Below are 17,728 nucleotides of genomic sequence, written 5' to 3'. Positions count from 1 at the left end.
ATACGGTCAAAATTTCCATTTTAAGCGATATAAAATTTTAAAAATTAAAAAAACGACTTATATTTCTGTAATTTCTTAAAAATGTGTATTTTCGCACACTGATATAAAACTATATTTATAAAATGGCAATTTTAGGACAGATTAGGAGTAGACCTTGGCTTTTAATGGGAATGATCGCATTGGCGCTTTTGGCGTTTTTGGTAAACCCAGAAAGTCTCGATAAAGTTTTTGGACCAAATCCTGATATTTTAGGAAAAGTAAATGGTGAAAAAATTACCCGTGAGGAGTATAACGACCAGCTTTTCATATTACAGCAGCAGGCTGAACAACAGCAGCAACCCAAAAACGGACTTGAAGAACAGGCTTGGCAACTGCTTGTACAATCAAAACTGGTAAAGCAGCAGTTTGAGAAAATGGGGTTTGAAATGACAGATGATTTATTCTGGAATCAAATTCAGTTTGACCAAATGTTTGCTCAGAATCAACAGCTTTTTGACGAAAAAGGCAATTTCAAACTTCAGGAATTGAAGAAAGAGATTGAAACGCTTCAAAATACAAACCCTGAAGGCTACAACCAGTGGTTGAAAACCAGAAAAACGATAGAGTACAGAATCATGGCAAGACAGGTTTTTGCCAATATCTCGACTGGTATCACGACAGGTAAGAAAGAAGCTGAAGAATTAATGAAAGAAAGAGATCAGTTAGCGGACATCGATTTTGTGAAAATTGATTATGCTTCTTATCTTCAAAAAAATAAAATCAAAGTTACTACCGAGGATCTAAAGAAGTATATCGACCAACATCCTGTTATGTTCAAAACTGAACCCAGCAGAAATCTTGGGATCGTATTTTTTCCTTCCCTGCCAAGTCCTGCTGATGAGGCTGCAGTACAAAAAGATATTACAAAAATATTTTCTGTAGGAACAGACGAAAGCGGAGGAAAGGAAAACTTTATGAATACGACAAACGATTCAATGTTTGTAACAGCAAATTCTGATATTCCTTTTAATAATCAATATGTTCCGGTCAATCAGATGCCTCAAGACTTGAAGGGTAAAATTGAAACAGCTGCGATAGGCCAGACTTTCGGACCTTACAAAGAGCAAAACTTATATGTTGTTTCTAAATTGATCGACAAAAAAGCATCAGATTCTACATTGTCAAAGCATATTTTAATTGCTTACAAAGGAGCTGAAAGATCTACAGCTACAAGAACAAAAGAAGAAGCGAAGAAAATTGCTGATAGCTTAATGGCTGTGATTAAAGGAAATCCTGCAAAATTTGCAGAAGGTCTTAAATTATCTGATGAACCAAATGCAGTTGAAAGAAACGGTAGTGTTGGCTGGACAACTCCTCAAAGTCAGTTTGCCCCTCCATATCTAGCTTTCCTGGCAAATAACGCTAAGGGATCTACAGGTTTAACTGAAACAAGTTTTGGTTTCCATATCATCAACGTTGAAGATAAAAAAGCAGGAACAATGGGTTATAAGGTAGCTCACCTGGTGAAAGCCATCAAGCCTTCTGAAGCTACTGAAAATGAAGTGGATAAAAAATCAAGAAGATTTATTCAGCAAGTGCAAGGGAAATCGTTCAATGATTTTGTGAATATTGCTAAAAAATCAAACTATCAATACTCAAATGCAAAATCTGCAAAAAGATTTGACGGTCAGTTACAAGGTTTAGGAACTGATAAAGACGGTGAAATCATCACTTGGGCTTTTGATAAGAAAAGAGAGAAAGGAGATTCTGAAATTTTCACAGTAGACGGAACAGGAGATAAGATCGTTGTTTATCTAAACGGAAAACAGGAAAAAGGTCTTGCAGATCCAGAATCTGTAAGAGATCAAATAGAAACTGCCGTAATGAATAAGTTAGCTGCTAAGCAGATTTCTGATAAAATAGGTAAAGCGACCAACTTAGATCAGGTAGCAAAAACTTTTGCCACTACAAAACAAGCTGCACAGGTAAATATGCTGAACCCATCAGTAGCCGGTGCAATGGAACCTAAGGTTGCAGGTGCGGCATTCGGTATTAAAAAAGGTGTTGTTTCTAACCCTATTGAAGGTGGAACAGGAGTATATGTTTTAGTAAAAAAGAATGAGACAATCAATAAGCAACCTGGAGATGCCAAACAGTTTACAGAATCTGTTACGCAAAGAAATGCAGGAATGTTTGGTCAGTCTTGGCTAAAGAGTTTACAGGATAATGCAGACATCGATGATTACAGAATTGAGATCTGGAGCAAACTTGGAAATCAACAGTAAAATCAAAAATCAACAATATAAAAAAGTGGCAGAGTTTTTGCCACTTTTTTTTGTTATTAACTCAAAGCAATACAGATTTACATTAAATTAAATGTACTATATTTGCTTACTAGAAAAATATAAAAAGTGAAGTTCAGTAAAGAAATAAAAGCTGGTTTAATAGGTATTTTAGCTGTTGTTGGCTTTGTCATTTTGTTCCAGTTCATGAAAGGCAGAAGTCTTTTTACCACCGATAACATATTTTATGCAAAATATGATAACGTTGAAGGTCTTACACAATCTTCACCGGTTTCTATCAATGGTTTGAAAGTGGGGCAGGTTGATAAAATTACTCCGGTAACCGCTAAAGACGGAAAAATTCATTTTATCGTTAAGATTACCGTTGATGATAATTTTGTGTTTTCAAAAAGTTCAAATCTTGAAATTTTTGAACCAAGCCTTATGGGCGGTAAAGAGATGAGAGTTAATCTTGCTTATGGAGGAATTGTTGCGAAAGATGGTGATACTTTACAGGGCGCTTTCAAGCTAGGGATGATGAATAGTCTTTCTTCTCAGGTTGGTCCGGTTAAAGATCAGTTACAGACTGTTTTGCACAGAGTAGATTCTTTAATGATGAATGCAAATCAGGTTATGAACGCTCAAAACAGAGAAGAGATCAAAATATTACTTCATAATTTAAACAAAACTGTTGGTGCCTTAGAAAGTACTGCAGGGAGTGTCAATAAATTGGTCGGAAATAATGATCCTAAATTACAGAAAGTTCTTGATGATGCAAGCGTTACCATGCAGACCGGAAAAGTAACTTTAGATAAATACGGGAATTTAGCTGAAAGTATTGACACAAAACAATTGAATCAAACAATTGCTAATCTTGATGCAACAGTTGGTAAACTGAATAATGTAGTTTCCGGGATTGATAGAGGCGAGGGAAGTTTAGGTAAGATTATGAAAGATGACCAACTCTATAATAATCTGAATGCAGCTTCTACTAACTTGAATGCTCTTATTGAAGATTTAAAGGCCAATCCTAAGAAATACGTTAATTTTTCTGTATTTGGTAAGAATAATAAAGACTAATCAGCCTTATGCAATATCTTGACAATATTATTTTTCTGATTCTGTTAATTGCAGGCTTTGGGTTATTCGGAAAAAGCCTTCTTAAGATTTATAGAAACATCAGATTAGGAAGAGAAATCAACCGCAGCGACAGAAAAGCTGAACGTTGGGAAACCATGGCTCGTGTAGCAATGGGACAAAGTAGAATGGTGAAAAGACCTGTTGCAGGTATTCTTCACCTTTTTGTGTATGTAGGCTTTGTCATGATCAATATCGAATTAATCGAAATCATTGTAGACGGAATTTTCGGAACACATCGTTTTCTGGCAACAATTTTCGGACATACTTTTTACAATATTTTCACAGCAACACTTGAAGTTTTAGCAATTCTTGTTATCATCGGTGTGGTGTTATTTTTCATCAGAAGAAATTTTTATGGCGTTAAGAGATTGACGATGAAAGAACTTTTCGGATGGCCAAAAAATGATGCCAACTGGATTTTGATTATTGAATTTGCTTTGATGGTTGCATTCTTCTCAATGAATGCTGCAGATCATCAACTTCAAGGTAGATATGCTGCAGAACCCATTCCTGGTGCTTTTCCTATCAGCGGAATTTTACTTGGCTGGTTTTCTGTATTTGGCGAATCAACTTTGCATATTATTGAAAGAACAGCATGGTGGTTTCACTTTGTGGGAATTCTGTTCTTTATGAACTATCTTTATTACTCTAAACATTTACATATTATTTTAGCATTCCCAAGTACTTGGTATGCCAACTTAGATTTATACGGAAAGTTTAATAATTTAGATTCAGTTACGGCAGAAATTAAATTAATGATGGATCCCAATGCAGATCCTTACGCAGCTCCGGCTGAAGGTGCTGTTGCAGATGTACCGTCAAAATTTGGTGCAGAAGATGTTTTTGATTTGAATCAGGTTCAATTACTTAATGCCTATTCTTGTACGGAATGTGGTCGTTGTACTTCGGTTTGTCCTGCAAATATAACCGGTAAAAAATTGTCTCCAAGATTGATTTTGATGAAAACCAGAGACCGTTTGGAAGAAGTTGGAAGAAACATCGATAAGAACGGTAAGTTTGAAGATGACGGAAAGAAATTGCTGAACGATTATATCACGAAAGAAGAACTTTGGGCTTGTACCACTTGTAACGCCTGTACAGAAGCTTGTCCGGTTTTATTAGATCCCCTTTCAATAATTTTCGAAATGAGAAGATTCCTGGTGATGGAGCAGTCTGCTGCACCACAAGAGTTAAATCTAATGATGACCAACGTAGAAAACAATGCTGCACCTTGGCAATATAATCAGGCTGATCGTCTGAATTGGGCAAAAGACTAGCAAATTAAATTTACATTAATATAAAATACATTTTACAATAAAATGGATTTCACTATAAAAACAATGGCAGAATATGCTGCCGAAGGAAAATCACCTGAAGTTTTGTTTTGGGTTGGCTGTGCCGGAAGTTTTGACGACAGAGCAAAAAAAATCACCAAAGCATTCTGCAAAATTCTGAATAAAATCGGGGTTGATTTTGCTGTTCTTGGTCAGGAAGAGAGTTGTACAGGCGATCCTGCAAAACGTGCGGGGAACGAATTTGTTTTCCAGATGATGGCAATGACGAATATTGAAGTCCTAAATGCTTATGAGGTTAAAAAAATCGTAACGGCTTGTCCACACTGTTTCAACACCCTTAAAAATGAATATCCAAGCTTAGGCGGAAATTTTGAAGTCATTCACCATACTCAATTTTTAAAGCAATTGATGAATGAAGGTAGACTTAAGATTGAAGGTGGAGCTTTTAAAGGTAAAAAAATTACTTTCCATGATCCTTGTTATCTGGGGCGAGCAAACGGTGAGTACGAAGCACCAAGAATGCTTTTGGAAAAACTGGATGCCGAATTGGTTGAAATGAAACGTTGCAAAACCAATGGGCTTTGTTGTGGAGCCGGCGGTGCACAGATGTTCAAAGAACCTGAGAAAGGAGATAAAGACGTCAACATCGAAAGAACGGAAGAAGCTTTGTCTTTCGAGCCAAAAATCATTGCTACAGGTTGTCCGTTTTGTAATACAATGCTGACTGACGGAGTAAAACATTTCAATAAAAACAACGAAGTAGAAGTAAAAGATATTGTAGAACTTTTGGCCGAAGCTGAAGATTTGTAACCTAATTTTTAGCTTCTTGAAGAAATATGAGATGAAAATAAAATGGAAACTTTCTTTTCTTTTCGTATTAATTGTCTTATCATATCTTACAATTGAAAGTTATAGACACAGAATCTATGACTGGGATTTGCCTGGTTATGTAGGTTGCTTGTATTCTTCAGAGTTTCCGGATTCACCGAAGAAGGTTCATGATTTAACATACTTATCTGTCAAAAATGAAGCATCTCCTGCAGAATATTACGATATAGCAGGAAAGACAGATAATCATATTGGTATGCGATCTTTTGAGTTATATCATGAGGCTTTTAATGAACAAATACCTTACTATAAAATTAAAGTTGGCTACAATTTAATTATTGATGCTTTTTATACATTAGGGTTTTCTGCACCAACATCTGTTTTACTGGTAAGCATTGTTTCTTACTTTTTATCAGGACTTTTATTGTTTTATATTTTAAAAGAAATATTTCCTCGTAACTATTTTTTGACTTCAGTATTCACATTAGGAATTCTTGTATTACCAACAGCGAGATTTATGTCTAAAACTCCAAGTCCGGATATGTTAGGCTTTATCTTTTTACTCTTTTTTATTTTAGTGCTCTTTAAAAAATGGAATAAATGGTTGATTTTTTCTGTTTTGATGGCAGGTATCTTAGTAAGACCAGATTATGCTATTTTTGCATTAACGTATTTATTTACAGTATCTTTTTACAATTTTTTAGCTGCAAACAAAAAAGTAGATGTACAACTCATAGTGCAGGGGATTTTATTTTTGTCTGTCTACCTGTTAATCGTTAAATTTTATCATTATCCAGGTTGGAAAAATCTATTCTATGATTCGTTCATAGAAAGAAGACCATTTATATCTCGTCAGCCGGCTGATTTCACAGTAAATGATTATTTAAGTATTATTTTTAATAAGTTCATGTATTTTAAGAAAGTAAGTGTATCAGCATTAATGATCTTGATATTGATTTTCTCTTTTTCTAGAGATTTATGGATTCGGATTTTCTCTCTCTTTCTTTTTGCTAATATCTACATAAAATTTCTTTTCTTTCCGGATTCGTCTGCTGTAAGGTTCTTTTTCGGTTTTATTATACTTCTTTTCTTAATGCTTTTGTATGCTTTGAGCAAAAAATATAATGGCTTTCAACTCAACAAAATTGCGTAATTTTACTCTTTAAAGTTATTTGAAATGAAATCGCCAAGACTGGTCTTTGATTCATAAACAGATATGAATAGGCGATAGCATATGACAATTAAAATAAATAAAACCTACATATGAAAATTGAAGAATCAAATATAGTAGAAGCTGAAGATTACAGAGTGATTATCTATCCCGCATCCCGAGCTTTTACAACCAAAGAAGCGAAGGTGATTACAGAAAAACTGTATGATTTTCTGGCAGGTTGGGCAGCACACGGAAAACCTCTTTCATCATCATTCAAAATTGAAAAAAACCAGTTTATCGTCATCTGTGTAGATGAGGAAAAGGAAATGGCTTCCGGTTGCAGTATTGATGCATTAGGTAAGATCATGAGAGAAATTGATGAAGAATATCAGTTGGGATTATTTGATCGTATGAAAGCCAGTTTTATAGAAAACGGTGAAGTAAAAACACTGAAACTTTTAGATTTTAAAAATAAGGTACGAAGTGGAGAACTATCCAAAGAAATTGAAGTCTTCGATTTTTCTAAAAATACCTATCTTGAATTTCTCGGTAATTTCTTACTTCCTTTCAACAGAAGCTGGGCGGCAGGAATCAAATAATTTATTATCTCAAATATCTGATTATCTATTGACATAATTTTTTATGATTGAATTCGTCATCAATGCCTAAAATACTCTTCTTAACTACCGCTCATAATTACAATGATGACAGAATTTTTTATCATCAGGCAAAGGAATTAAAAACTCGGGGATTTGAGGTTAAGATCAGCAGTCTTTACTCAGATTATCAGGGAGAAATTGACGGTATTGAAATAGAATCTTATGCAACTTTAGGTAAATCCAGCAAAGAGAAAATATTGACTTTTCGAAAGATATGTGAAGCTTTTAATCCCGATTGTATCATTTGTTCTGAGCCAATTCCTATAATTGCGGCTCGAAAATATAGAAGACAAAGAAAAATCAGTGTTGTTTATGATATTACAGAATGGTATCCTGCAATGTCAATGCTTGAAGGGTATAATTCTGTAATGCAGATTTTTCACGGGATAAAATTCTTTCTGATTCAGCTGTATGCAGGCTTTTTGAGCACTCACTTTATATTTGGTGAAGAGACAAAACAATTTCCTCTGGCTTACTTTTTTCCGTTTAAAAAGAAAATCTTACTGCCTTATTATCCGGGTAAACCGTTTATTTCTCAAAATATTAATACTTTAAAAAAAAATGAGATAACTTTAGGTTACACCGGAGCAATATCTGAAAATAAGGGAATAGGCAATTTTTTTAACGTAGTTGCTAAACTCCAAAATCGAAATTTAGATTTAATGATCAACATATTGATTATTGGTTCTGCAAGGAAAAAATCTGATGAAATTTATTTTACAAATTTGCTTTCCCAATTTTCATTTAAAAATATTGAGGTTAGAAAACCAGCTTCATTTGAAAAATTCACAGCATCTTTTTCTGATGCAGATATTTGTTTTGATTTGAGAGAATTTAATTTTGAGAATCATCACTCGTTACCCATCAAGTTATTTTATTATATGGGATCAGGGAAACCTGTAATCTATTCGGATCTGAAAGGTATAAGAAGACATCTTAAAGTAATCGATTTTGGTTTCTTGGTTCATCCGAAAGATTCTGATATCATTGCTGATTGTATTGAAAAATATATCAAAAATCCGGAACTTTATCATCTTCATGCAACAAACGGGGTGAAAAAATTTCGTGAAAAATATAACTGGAATATTATCGCAGATTCTTTCGTCAATTTTATAAAACAATCTTTACCAAAAAGCACAGAATGAAACAGCTAAAAGTTGTTCAGACTTTTATTTCGCGTTTTTTAATTTTGATACTGAGCTTTGGTTTGGTCATCTTCTCAACAAATATGTGGGGAAGCGAGGGCAAAGGAGTGATTTCAATCATTATTGCCAATGTTGCCATTGTGAGTTTTTTCAGCAGTATTTTTTCAGGAAGCAGCACCTCATATTTTGCAAAAAAGTTCAAAATAGAGCAGGTTATTATCTATTCGTATCTTTGGTCAATTATTACAGGAGTTATAATTCCGTTAGTCTTCAGTTTTACATCGGTTCATAACGAATTTTTATTTTATCTGATCGGAATTTCAATTTTATCATCACTTCTTGCAACCAATATCAGTCTTTTTTTAGGAACTCAGAACATAAGACTTTTTAATTTTTACACTGTTTTACAACAGCTTATTCACGTCGTTTTTATTGCTGTGTTGATTTATTTAGTAAATTTTAAAGAAGTCTCTGTTTATTTTTTAGCGCAGATATTGTGTTTATTTATATTATTTGGGTTGAGTTTTTTTCAAATTTTAAAGAGATTTAAGATTTCAGAATTTAAATTTTCAAAATCTGTTTTTAAAAGTATGTTTGAATATGGCTGGAAAAACCAGTTTAGCGCATTCATTCAATTTTTAAATTATCGACTGTCCTTTTATTTTTTAGAATACTTTGAAGGAATAGCCACTGTAGGAATTTTTTCAATAGGAATTGCCTTTGCTGAAGCGATCTGGACGATTACCCGGAGTATTGCTGTCGTTCTGTATTCTGATGTAGTCAATAGTAAAGACAGACAACAGTCTATTGTAAAAACGAAATCATCATTAAAACTTTCATCTACTTTGATGCTTTTTTTTATTCTGGGAATCATTGTTATTCCGTCACAAATTTACTTGATGATATTCGGGAATGAGTTTGGTGACACGAAACTGATTATGCTCATTTTATCACCGGGAATTTTTGCAATAGCGGTAAGCGACATGATTGGGTATTATTTTTCAGGAATAAAAGAACTTAAAATCTTAAACATAAAATCTCTTGTTGGATTACTGATTACCATTGTTTTTTCTTTGGTGGCAATTCCAAAATGGGGAATTTTGGGAGCTTGTTTTGTAGCTTCTGCATCTTATTGTGTTTCTGCAGTAATCCTATTCTGGAAGTTTTATCAATCTACAGATTTTCATTTTAAGGATTTTTTAATTTCAAAATCAGAAATAAGCAGGCTTACTCGCAAATAATTAGACGCAGGTATCTGTAATCCTTAAAACATTTTATATTTTTACCAATCAAAGCTTAATCATGTGCGGGATCTGCGGTTACTATTCATTTAAGAAAGAAATTTCTTCTAAAAATATTTTAGAAATGAATAAAGCCATCCAGCACCGAGGTCCGGATGATGAAGGGTTTTGGCTTTCCGATGCAATAATAGGAGAGTCGTTCTCCGGACAAGATTCTACCCAAAAAATTAAGGAAATATTTCCTGTTCTAGACAACACTTCTTCAAAAATTGCTTTAGGTTTTCGCAGGCTTTCGATTTTAGATTTATCTGAAAAAGGTCATCAACCCATGCTTTCAGATGATGAAAAAATTACGGTTACTTTCAATGGCGAAATCTATAATTTTAAAAAATTAAGAAAGGAGCTTAAGAATTCAGGCTACAGTTTCAAAAGTCATTCAGATACGGAGGTTATTTTGAAATCCTATCAAAAATGGGGGACAGAAATGTTTGCTAAATTTGACGGAATGTTTGCGATTGCTTTAGTCGATCTAGAAAAAAACAAAATTCTTTTAGCAAGAGATCGAGTAGGGCTTAAACCTCTTTTTTATTACAAAAGCCAGGATGCAATACTTTGGGCTTCAGAAATAAAATCTCTTCTCAAAAATGAATTTTTGAAACCTGAAATCAATTGGCAAGGCGTTTACACCAATTTTCTTTTTCAGACAACATTGGCTCCAGAAACATGTTTTAAAGATATATTTTCTTTGGAACCTGCCTCTTTTATGACCATTAATCTAAATGATTTCAAAATAAGTAAGCAATTTTACTGGAATTTTCCTCAACCCAATCAAAATATTTCTGAACAGGAAGCCATCATAAAAATCGATGAATTGCTTTCTGAAAGCGTGGAGGAACAGCTTTATGCAGACGTTCCGGTTGCAAGTATGATGAGCGGAGGTATAGATTCTACATTGATCACCTGCAAATCTAAACCGTATAAAACGGATATTAATGCATTCACGATTGCCTATCCGTTTTCGGAAGACGAAGTGAAAAATGCATCGTTGGTTGCCGACAAAATAAAAATTCCGCATCATATTAAAAAAGTGACGGATGATGAAGTTTTATACAAGTTAAAAGAAAATATTCAACATTTCGAAGAACCTTACAGCAGTTTGGAAGTTTTGATGAATGCCGCAGAATATGCTAAAAATTTAGGTTTTAAAGTTGTTCTCAGCGGAAATGGAGCCGATGAGTTGTTTGCGGGATATTCTCATTCTTTAAAGCTTAACAAATGGCTGCTAATGAAGAATTTTAATTTTGCAAGAAATTTTATTTTTACGAAAGATGAATTTTCTCAAAGGGTTAAAAATTATTTTTCTCAGGATTCTATGTTTGATTTTTTCAGGCAAAGTCAGGTAGGAATGAAACCTTTGCAGGCAAAAAGTATTTTCAAAAAAGAAATCTACAGCCAAATCAATCCAAACCTTAAGCAATTTCATTTGTCTGAAAACAAAAGTTATAAAGGACTTTTTGAGTATGACATGAAGTATTCATTGTCTTCTCATCATGTTCTTCGTGATGATTTGAGTGCTATGAAATATGGTGTTGAATTTAGATATCCATATTTGAGTAATGATTTGATTGATTACGTTTCCTCACTGCCTGAAAAGATCCGTTATAATGGTAAGCAAAATAAGCCTTTATTAAGAAAAGTTGCTCAAAAATATCTGCCAGAACAAGTTTTGGGTATGCCTAAACGCGGGTTTTCTTTTCCGCTTGCTTACTTTATTCACAATGATAAAAAAATTCAAATATTTATTACTGAAAATTTAGAAAGTCTTAAAAAAAGGAATTTTTTCAAGGCAGAAGTAATTAATGATTGGTGGAACAACCAAAATAATGAATATGATTATGTGAAAATCTGGCAATTGATTACTTTTGAGCTTTGGTATCAGAAATATTTTGAAAATTAGTTTCATTTTAAATTTTAACTTTGCAGGATGAAAAATCTACTTTTTGGAATTTTATTCGGATGTTTTGCGCTTATGGGATGTAGGAGTGATGAAGATTCTGTGCAGAAAATAGATCAGATCATGAATTTCTATATTAAAGATGGTGCGGGAAATGATTTGCTTCAGCCAAACAGCATTGGTTCTTATACTACAATTTCTATGAATGATATGTTGGCGCCAGTTGACAATGCACCCGTCAGCAATTCACGGAAAATGACTGTGGACTCAACGTACTATCTGGAATATATTGCAGGCTCTACAAGAGAATTAGTGAGTGGTGCAGATTCTGATGACCGGGTTTACCGATCCCAGATTGAGGTTTCTCTTACCAAAAAACTTACAGACACTACTTTTAGTGAGCCCATTAGTGATACTTTAGAAATTCTTTATCGCTGGACTCCAACTGTTTTTGAGGTTTCAAAAGTGAATTATAACAAACAATTAATATTTACTAAAGTTCAGGATCAGCCAAATATCATTACAATCATAAAATAATCTTTAAATTTGCAAAGAACGGTTCAATGTTCAGGGTTTTGAGTTCTTTTAAAAATACTCAAAATCTTAAACCTTAAACTTTTAAACCATACATTTTTATGTTACAAGTCAATTTTTTGCGCGAAAACAAAGAACGCGTTTTAGAAGGTCTTCAAAAAAGACAATTCAAAAATCTTGAGTTGGTAGACGAGGCAATCGTTACTGACGAAGAAAGAAAAAAAATTCAGTTTGAATTAGATTCTCAACTTTCAGAAATTAATAAAATCTCCAAAGAAATCGGAATTTTAATGAAAGATGGAAAAAGAGAAGAAGCTGAAGCATCAAAATCTAAAACAGCACAATACAAAGAGTCGAGCGCAGAATTGAAGTCTCAGTTGGAAGTAGTTGAAAAGAAATTATTAGATATTCTGTACCAAATTCCAAATGTGCCTTACGAATTGGTAAAGGCTGGAGTTTCTGCAGATGATAACGAAATTATTTATCAGTCTCACGATGTCGAAGGTTTAGGCGAAGGTGCAATTCCTCATTGGGAACTGGCGAAAAAATATAATTTGATCGATTTTGAATTGGGCGTTAAAATTGCCGGTGCTGGTTTTCCTGTTTACTTTGGGAAAGGTGCGAGATTGCAGAGAGCTTTGGTTCAGTATTTTTTAGATAAAAATGTAGACGCAGGTTATCTGGAAGTCAATCCGCCTCATGTTGCGAATGAAGCTTCAGGATACGGAACAGGACAATTGCCTGACAAAGAAGGACAAATGTACTACATCAATGCTGATGAATTGTATTTAATTCCTACAGCTGAAGTTCCGGTAACAAATTTATACCGTGATGTTTTGCTGGATGAAAAAGATCTTCCAATTAAAAATACAGCATTTTCTCAATGTTACAGAAGAGAAGCTGGAAGTTACGGAGCTCATGTAAGAGGGCTCAACCGTCTTCACCAGTTTGAAAAAGTTGAAATCGTAAGATTAGAAAAACCTGAAAATTCTTATGCTGTTTTGGAAGAAATGGTAGAACATATCAAAGAAATTCTGACTGATCTAGAATTGCCATACAGGGTTTTAAGATTGTGCGGAGGAGATACAGGTTTTGCCTCTGCCATGACGTATGATTTTGAAGTGTGGAGCGCTGCCCAGGAAAAATGGCTGGAGGTAAGTTCAGTTTCAAATTTTGAAACCTTTCAGGCAAACAGATTGAAGTGTCGTTATAAAGCTGACGGAAAAACTCAGTTGGTGCATACTTTGAATGGTTCTGCAATGGCATTGCCGAGAATTATGGCTGCGTTGCTGGAGAATAATCAGACTGAGGAAGGAATTAAACTTCCCAAGAAGATTGCTGAGTATGCGAAGTTTGATTTGATTAATTAAGATTTTACTTTTACATAAATGAAACCACCGAAATTTCGGTGGTTTTTGCTTTCTATCTATTGTTTAGTTATCTATTAATCGATACTACTAATTCCTTTTGTATTGGGATTTTCTAATAGATAATAGAGAACTGGTAAGAGAAAAATTATTGTCCAAATTATAACGAGAATTTTCATTTTTCTGTTGATTTGAATTGCTTAAATCAATGACAATTCGCAGTATGCGGATGCTTACTGTGATCTCCCGGCAAATGACATTCGCCTTTATTATCTTTTGAAACCGTCATCGCTTCGGCTTTTGGAGAAACGTAAGGAATACCTAGTTCTAAGCCTCTTAGAATAAATAATCCGCCGAGAATGATCATGATGACAGGAACTGCTTTTAGAATTTTAAGTCTGAAAGCCTGATTCATGAGGTTTCCAACTAATACAACCGTAAACATAAACGGAAGTGTTCCTAATCCGAATAAAGCCATGTATGAAGCTCCCTGAAGGATTCCTCCGGTTGCTAAGCTTGCTGTGAGTGCCATGTAAACCATTCCGCAGGGTAAGAATCCGTTGAGAATTCCTGTGGTAAATCTTGAACGGTAGTCTGCTTTCTGCAGTAATTTTCCCAGATTCAGCTTAACGGAATATAAAAATTTAGATAAAAAAGGAATTTTTGAAGCAAAATCTTTTCCTCCAAATGAAAATAATGCCATGATAATCAGCAGAATACCTACGGCAATGGTTAGATATTGCTGGAAACCCGCCATCTCAAAACCTTCACCTATAATTCCTAAAACACCACCTAAAAAAGCATAAGTGAAGATTCTGCCAAATTGATAGGTTAAATTTTGTAGATAGAAATTGGTTGCCTGCTTTTTTGTTAATCCCATCGATAGCGCAATAGGACCACACATTCCGATACAGTGAAAACCGGAAGCAAAACCTAGAGCAATCGCTGATATTACAAATGCTATTTCCATATCACATCATAATCGAGTCGGTAGTCTGTTTTATTGGTAGTCCACATCAGTCGCAAGGTATAGTTTCCTTTTGTCAACACTTTTGCAGGAATCGTGATTGACTGATTAGAATCTAATTGCTCAGATCTTTTAATGTCTAAATTCTGATCATCAGATCTGTTCAGCACAAATTTTATATTAGAATTTGTGTTGTTGATATTTTTAGGAAAAGTCAATTTAATACCTTCTGCATTTTGTGAAAAAACAGGTTTTTCTTTTATGGTATCTGCTCTTTTTTTAGCATCAATGACGGTTTGGTATTCCAGTTCTTCTTCATAGTATTTTTCAGTCACCATTTCAGAGTTCTTCTGCCCGTTTGGAAATAGAAATAACATAGATAAAATAAAAATAATGAAAGAGGCGAGAGCTAAAAAAATGCCGTGTCCCCATGTGAAATTTTTCATCTTTAAAAAATTTAAAATTGCAATTTAAATGGTCCTTCAAAGTAAGTTTTGTAAGAATCGATGAGATTACCTTTCATGTCATAAACACCGATCGTAATATTCTGTTTAGACAGTTTCATCGCATCTTCCGGAAAACTGATATTAATGGTTCCTTTTGTGATCTTATCTCTTTGTACAATAATCTTGCTTGACGCGCTGTAGCTTATCTCTCCTTTTGAAGGTTCCATCACTTTAATGGTAACGATTTTTTTATCGTTGGTTTTATTCAGAAACGTATAGTTGTAGGTATTGGTAATTTTTCCTTCTCTTAAGAAAAACGTACTTCCTGCAGGCTTGATGAATTTAGCTTCCATTTCACCACGGCTGGAAAGTAAATAACCTAAAAATCCTACCAACAGCACCAATACAACGGCAAAACCTTTCATTCTTCCGGTGAATTTATACTGAACTCCAGTTTCTATTTCTTTTTCGGATGCGTATCTTACTAAACCTTTTGGCAAGCCCACTTTTTCCATCACTTCGTCACAGGCATCGATACAAGCAGTACAGTTGATGCATTCTAATTGCTGACCGTCTCTGATGTCAATTCCTGTAGGGCAAACAACGACACACTGATAGCAATCAATACAGTCGCCTTTTCCTGCAGCTTTTCTGTCTTCGCCTTTTCTCCATTTTGAACGGTTTTCACCACGATTGAAATCGTAAAAAACATTGATGGTTTCTTTATCAATTAAAACTCCCTGCAATCTTCCGTAAGGACAAACCAATGTACAAACCTGCTCTCTAAACCATGCAAATACGAAATAAAATGCTGCCGCAAAAAGGATCATTACGATAAAATTGGTTGGGTGAGCAAATGGTCCGTCAGATACGATCTCAATTACCTGCTCATACCCTACAATGTACATAAACATGAAGTGGGTAATAATCAGCGATATGATCACGTAGATTGACCATTTCAAAATTCTTTTCCAGATTTTCTCGCTGTTCCATTCTTGTCTGTCAAGCTTCATTTGCTTGTTTCTGTCTCCTTCAATCAGGTATTCTATTTTACGAAAAATAGATTCCATAAAAATTGTCTGAGGGCATATCCACCCGCAGAAAATTCTTCCGAATGCAATCGTAAAAATGATAATGAACAGGAGAGAGGCAATAGCACCTAACGTGAGAATGAAAAAATCTTGAGGATAAAACGGCTGCCCGACAATGAAAAATTCACGGTCGATCACATTAAATAAAAAGAACGGATTGCCATTTATTTTGATGAATGGTACTGCAAAATAGATAATGAGTAAGAAATAACTTACAAAATCTCTATAGTTGGTATATTTACCTTTTGGTTTTTTTGGAAAAACCCATTTTCTTTTTCCGGATTGTTCCATTGTACCTATAGAGTCTCTATAGGTTTCAGGATCTAAAACCTGTCCCTGTCCGCCACGCAGAATATCTTCTTCTTTATCTGACATTATAGTTTGGTTTTATTTAAAAAAAGAAAAAACATAATTCGTTACTATTTTTTAATTTAATAACAAATTATGTTTAATCTTATATTTTTAAGTTTTATTTACTGTTTCTCCCATTTGGCTTCGTCACCGTAAGCTGGTGCACCGCCTTTGTCTGTTGTAATTGGTGGAAGTTCCTGGTTGATGTGATATACGTAAGCCGCAACATTCTGAATGTCTGTTCCTGTTAACACTCCGTTTTTACCCCAAGCCTGCATTGCTGTTCCGGTAACTCCGTTTTCAACAACATGGAATACGTTTTTAAACAATTTTTTTTCTGGTTGGTTTTTCCAGAAATTATCTGTCAGGTTTGGTCCAATTCCACCTCTACCACCGTCTGAGTGACAAGATACACAGTTGCTTTTAAAGATCTCTTCTCCTGCAGTAATATTATCTTCAGAAAACACTGCTGTTTCCAAAGTGATTGGGGGCTGACTTTTGTTGTACTCTTCAACCGCTGCCATCTGCTCTTTATATTCAACATCATATTCGCTGATTGGGTGAGCAAAATCTGTGAAAGAATATGCGCAGATGTATACAATACAAAATACGGTTCCGAAGTAGAATAAACCTACCCACCATTTTGGCAATTGGTTATCCAATTCCATAATTCCGTCAAAACCGTGGTCGATAAGAATATCTTTTTCTTCTGTTTCAGACTGCTTCTTGAAAGCTGCATCGTACTGTCTTTTTAAGAAAGGAATTTTCTTTTCAGATAAATACGCTGATTTCTCTTCTGCAGTTAGTTTTTTAAATTTATTGTTCTCAATCAAATCTCCGATTGCATTGTGAATATATGCCAAAATAGCACTGATCGCAACGGTTCCCCAGAAATATGGCGAAGCTAAAAACGAATAGTTTTGTACAAATAAATAATAAAAAACTACCAGAAGCCCTATTATTATCAAGATGTTTACAAAAACCGGTGTTCTTTGTTTCATAAGTGAATATTTATAGTTTTTTAAATATTATGAAATTGCCATTATTATGCTAATTTAAATAAAGCTGTTATGACAATTTCATATTAAATAGTTTAATTTTTTAAATTAAAATCATCTTCATCCTCCTCAAGAGGTGCGTGTTCTTCTTCTCTGTAATATTTTTTAGGCCTGCTAAAAACATAAATAATCAAAGCGATGAAAAACAGCATAAAGAATATCAGAGCCAAAGTTTGATACAAACCTGCATTTTCAGTATTGGACAATATATCTTTAAAGTTCTGAGGTATCATGCGAG

The 17,728-nt window shown here is 34.2% G+C and carries 16 protein-coding genes; 11 read left to right on the top strand and 5 right to left on the bottom strand.

What is annotated here, in order from left to right; translation table 11 throughout:
* Nucleotides 1–122 precede the first annotated feature (122 nt).
* The 11 genes from ACZZZA_RS03800 to serS all read left to right on the top strand — a co-directional run bounded on the left by ACZZZA_RS03800 (nt 123) and on the right by serS (nt 13,580).
* Nucleotides 123–2,264 carry a SurA N-terminal domain-containing protein gene (locus ACZZZA_RS03800; RefSeq protein WP_463429877.1) on the top strand — a complete coding sequence of 714 codons (2,142 nt, stop codon included), beginning with the start codon at nt 123–125 and terminating at the stop codon, nt 2,262–2,264.
* Between the two features lie 126 nt (nt 2,265–2,390).
* Entirely contained in the window at nt 2,391–3,341 is a 951-nt protein-coding gene (locus ACZZZA_RS03795; protein WP_463429876.1) for an MlaD family protein, read from the top strand.
* An 8-nt stretch (nt 3,342–3,349) separates the two neighbouring features.
* On the top strand, nt 3,350–4,678 hold the full coding sequence (locus tag ACZZZA_RS03790) for a 4Fe-4S dicluster domain-containing protein (protein ID WP_463429875.1): 1,329 nt from the start codon (nt 3,350–3,352) through the stop codon (nt 4,676–4,678).
* A 42-nt stretch (nt 4,679–4,720) separates the two neighbouring features.
* Entirely contained in the window at nt 4,721–5,506 is a 786-nt protein-coding gene (locus tag ACZZZA_RS03785; protein WP_463429874.1) for a (Fe-S)-binding protein, read from the top strand.
* A gap of 31 nt (nt 5,507–5,537) precedes the next feature.
* On the top strand, nt 5,538–6,677 hold the full coding sequence (locus ACZZZA_RS03780) for a hypothetical protein (RefSeq protein WP_463429873.1): 1,140 nt from the start codon (nt 5,538–5,540) through the stop codon (nt 6,675–6,677).
* A 110-nt stretch (nt 6,678–6,787) separates the two neighbouring features.
* Nucleotides 6,788–7,276 (top strand): hypothetical protein, encoded by a 489-nt coding sequence (locus ACZZZA_RS03775; protein WP_463429872.1) that lies wholly within the window; start codon nt 6,788–6,790, stop codon nt 7,274–7,276.
* Between the two features lie 62 nt (nt 7,277–7,338).
* A complete protein-coding gene (locus tag ACZZZA_RS03770; protein WP_463429871.1) occupies nt 7,339–8,481 on the top strand; it encodes a glycosyltransferase in 1,143 nt (380 codons plus the stop codon).
* Nucleotides 8,478–9,722: an MATE family efflux transporter gene (locus ACZZZA_RS03765; RefSeq protein ID WP_463429870.1), complete on the top strand. Its 1,245-nt coding sequence runs from the start codon at nt 8,478–8,480 to the stop codon at nt 9,720–9,722. The genes ACZZZA_RS03770 and ACZZZA_RS03765 overlap by 4 nt, the downstream gene beginning before the upstream one ends.
* A 61-nt stretch (nt 9,723–9,783) precedes the next feature.
* Nucleotides 9,784–11,679 (top strand): asparagine synthase (glutamine-hydrolyzing), encoded by a 1,896-nt coding sequence (gene asnB, locus ACZZZA_RS03760; RefSeq protein ID WP_463429869.1) that lies wholly within the window; start codon nt 9,784–9,786, stop codon nt 11,677–11,679.
* A 27-nt stretch (nt 11,680–11,706) separates the two neighbouring features.
* On the top strand, nt 11,707–12,213 hold the full coding sequence (locus ACZZZA_RS03755) for a hypothetical protein (RefSeq protein WP_463429868.1): 507 nt from the start codon (nt 11,707–11,709) through the stop codon (nt 12,211–12,213).
* A 98-nt stretch (nt 12,214–12,311) separates the two neighbouring features.
* Nucleotides 12,312–13,580: a serine--tRNA ligase gene (gene serS, locus ACZZZA_RS03750; RefSeq protein WP_463429867.1), complete on the top strand. Its 1,269-nt coding sequence runs from the start codon at nt 12,312–12,314 to the stop codon at nt 13,578–13,580.
* Nucleotides 13,581–13,782: 202 nt separating this feature from the next.
* Here serS and ACZZZA_RS03745 read toward each other — a convergent pair whose 3' ends face one another.
* From ACZZZA_RS03745 to ACZZZA_RS03725, 5 genes are all read right to left on the bottom strand, one after another.
* Entirely contained in the window at nt 13,783–14,547 is a 765-nt protein-coding gene (locus ACZZZA_RS03745) for a sulfite exporter TauE/SafE family protein (protein WP_463429866.1), read from the bottom strand.
* The gene (locus ACZZZA_RS03740) at nt 14,538–14,990 is read right to left on the bottom strand and encodes a FixH family protein (protein ID WP_463429865.1); all 453 of its coding nucleotides are present in this window, start codon (nt 14,988–14,990) and stop codon (nt 14,538–14,540) included. The genes ACZZZA_RS03745 and ACZZZA_RS03740 overlap by 10 nt, the downstream gene beginning before the upstream one ends.
* 11 nt (nt 14,991–15,001) lie before the next feature.
* Nucleotides 15,002–16,456, bottom strand: a complete 1,455-nt coding sequence (gene ccoG / locus ACZZZA_RS03735; protein ID WP_463429864.1) for a cytochrome c oxidase accessory protein CcoG — start codon at nt 16,454–16,456, stop codon at nt 15,002–15,004.
* Between the two features lie 98 nt (nt 16,457–16,554).
* Nucleotides 16,555–17,433, bottom strand: a complete 879-nt coding sequence (locus ACZZZA_RS03730) for a cbb3-type cytochrome c oxidase N-terminal domain-containing protein (protein WP_463429863.1) — start codon at nt 17,431–17,433, stop codon at nt 16,555–16,557.
* Between the two features lie 92 nt (nt 17,434–17,525).
* On the bottom strand, nt 17,526–17,723 hold the full coding sequence (locus tag ACZZZA_RS03725) for a cbb3-type cytochrome oxidase subunit 3 (protein WP_463429862.1): 198 nt from the start codon (nt 17,721–17,723) through the stop codon (nt 17,526–17,528).
* Nucleotides 17,724–17,728 lie beyond the last annotated feature (5 nt).

The organism is Chryseobacterium sp. AC405b (assembly GCF_979258685.1).
This window is presented reverse-complemented; position numbering and strand designations above follow the sequence as displayed.

What these genes read in the sequence shown, in the direction of transcription:
- ACZZZA_RS03800 (WP_463429877.1), top strand. Translation starts at nt 123, where the DNA reads ATGGCAATTTTAGGACAGATTAGGAGTAGACCTTGGCTTTTAATGGGA.
- ACZZZA_RS03790 (WP_463429875.1), top strand. Translation starts at nt 3,350, where the DNA reads ATGCAATATCTTGACAATATTATTTTTCTGATTCTGTTAATTGCAGGC.
- ACZZZA_RS03785 (WP_463429874.1), top strand. Translation starts at nt 4,721, where the DNA reads ATGGATTTCACTATAAAAACAATGGCAGAATATGCTGCCGAAGGAAAA.
- ACZZZA_RS03780 (WP_463429873.1), top strand. Translation starts at nt 5,538, where the DNA reads ATGAAAATAAAATGGAAACTTTCTTTTCTTTTCGTATTAATTGTCTTA.
- ACZZZA_RS03775 (WP_463429872.1), top strand. Translation starts at nt 6,788, where the DNA reads ATGAAAATTGAAGAATCAAATATAGTAGAAGCTGAAGATTACAGAGTG.
- ACZZZA_RS03770 (WP_463429871.1), top strand. Translation starts at nt 7,339, where the DNA reads ATGCCTAAAATACTCTTCTTAACTACCGCTCATAATTACAATGATGAC.
- ACZZZA_RS03765 (WP_463429870.1), top strand. Translation starts at nt 8,478, where the DNA reads ATGAAACAGCTAAAAGTTGTTCAGACTTTTATTTCGCGTTTTTTAATT.
- asnB (WP_463429869.1), top strand. Translation starts at nt 9,784, where the DNA reads ATGTGCGGGATCTGCGGTTACTATTCATTTAAGAAAGAAATTTCTTCT.
- ACZZZA_RS03755 (WP_463429868.1), top strand. Translation starts at nt 11,707, where the DNA reads ATGAAAAATCTACTTTTTGGAATTTTATTCGGATGTTTTGCGCTTATG.
- serS (WP_463429867.1), top strand. Translation starts at nt 12,312, where the DNA reads ATGTTACAAGTCAATTTTTTGCGCGAAAACAAAGAACGCGTTTTAGAA.
- ACZZZA_RS03745 (WP_463429866.1), bottom strand. Translation starts at nt 14,547, where the DNA reads ATGGAAATAGCATTTGTAATATCAGCGATTGCTCTAGGTTTTGCTTCC.
- ACZZZA_RS03740 (WP_463429865.1), bottom strand. Translation starts at nt 14,990, where the DNA reads ATGAAAAATTTCACATGGGGACACGGCATTTTTTTAGCTCTCGCCTCT.
- ccoG (WP_463429864.1), bottom strand. Translation starts at nt 16,456, where the DNA reads ATGTCAGATAAAGAAGAAGATATTCTGCGTGGCGGACAGGGACAGGTT.
- ACZZZA_RS03730 (WP_463429863.1), bottom strand. Translation starts at nt 17,433, where the DNA reads ATGAAACAAAGAACACCGGTTTTTGTAAACATCTTGATAATAATAGGG.
- ACZZZA_RS03725 (WP_463429862.1), bottom strand. Translation starts at nt 17,723, where the DNA reads ATGATACCTCAGAACTTTAAAGATATATTGTCCAATACTGAAAATGCA.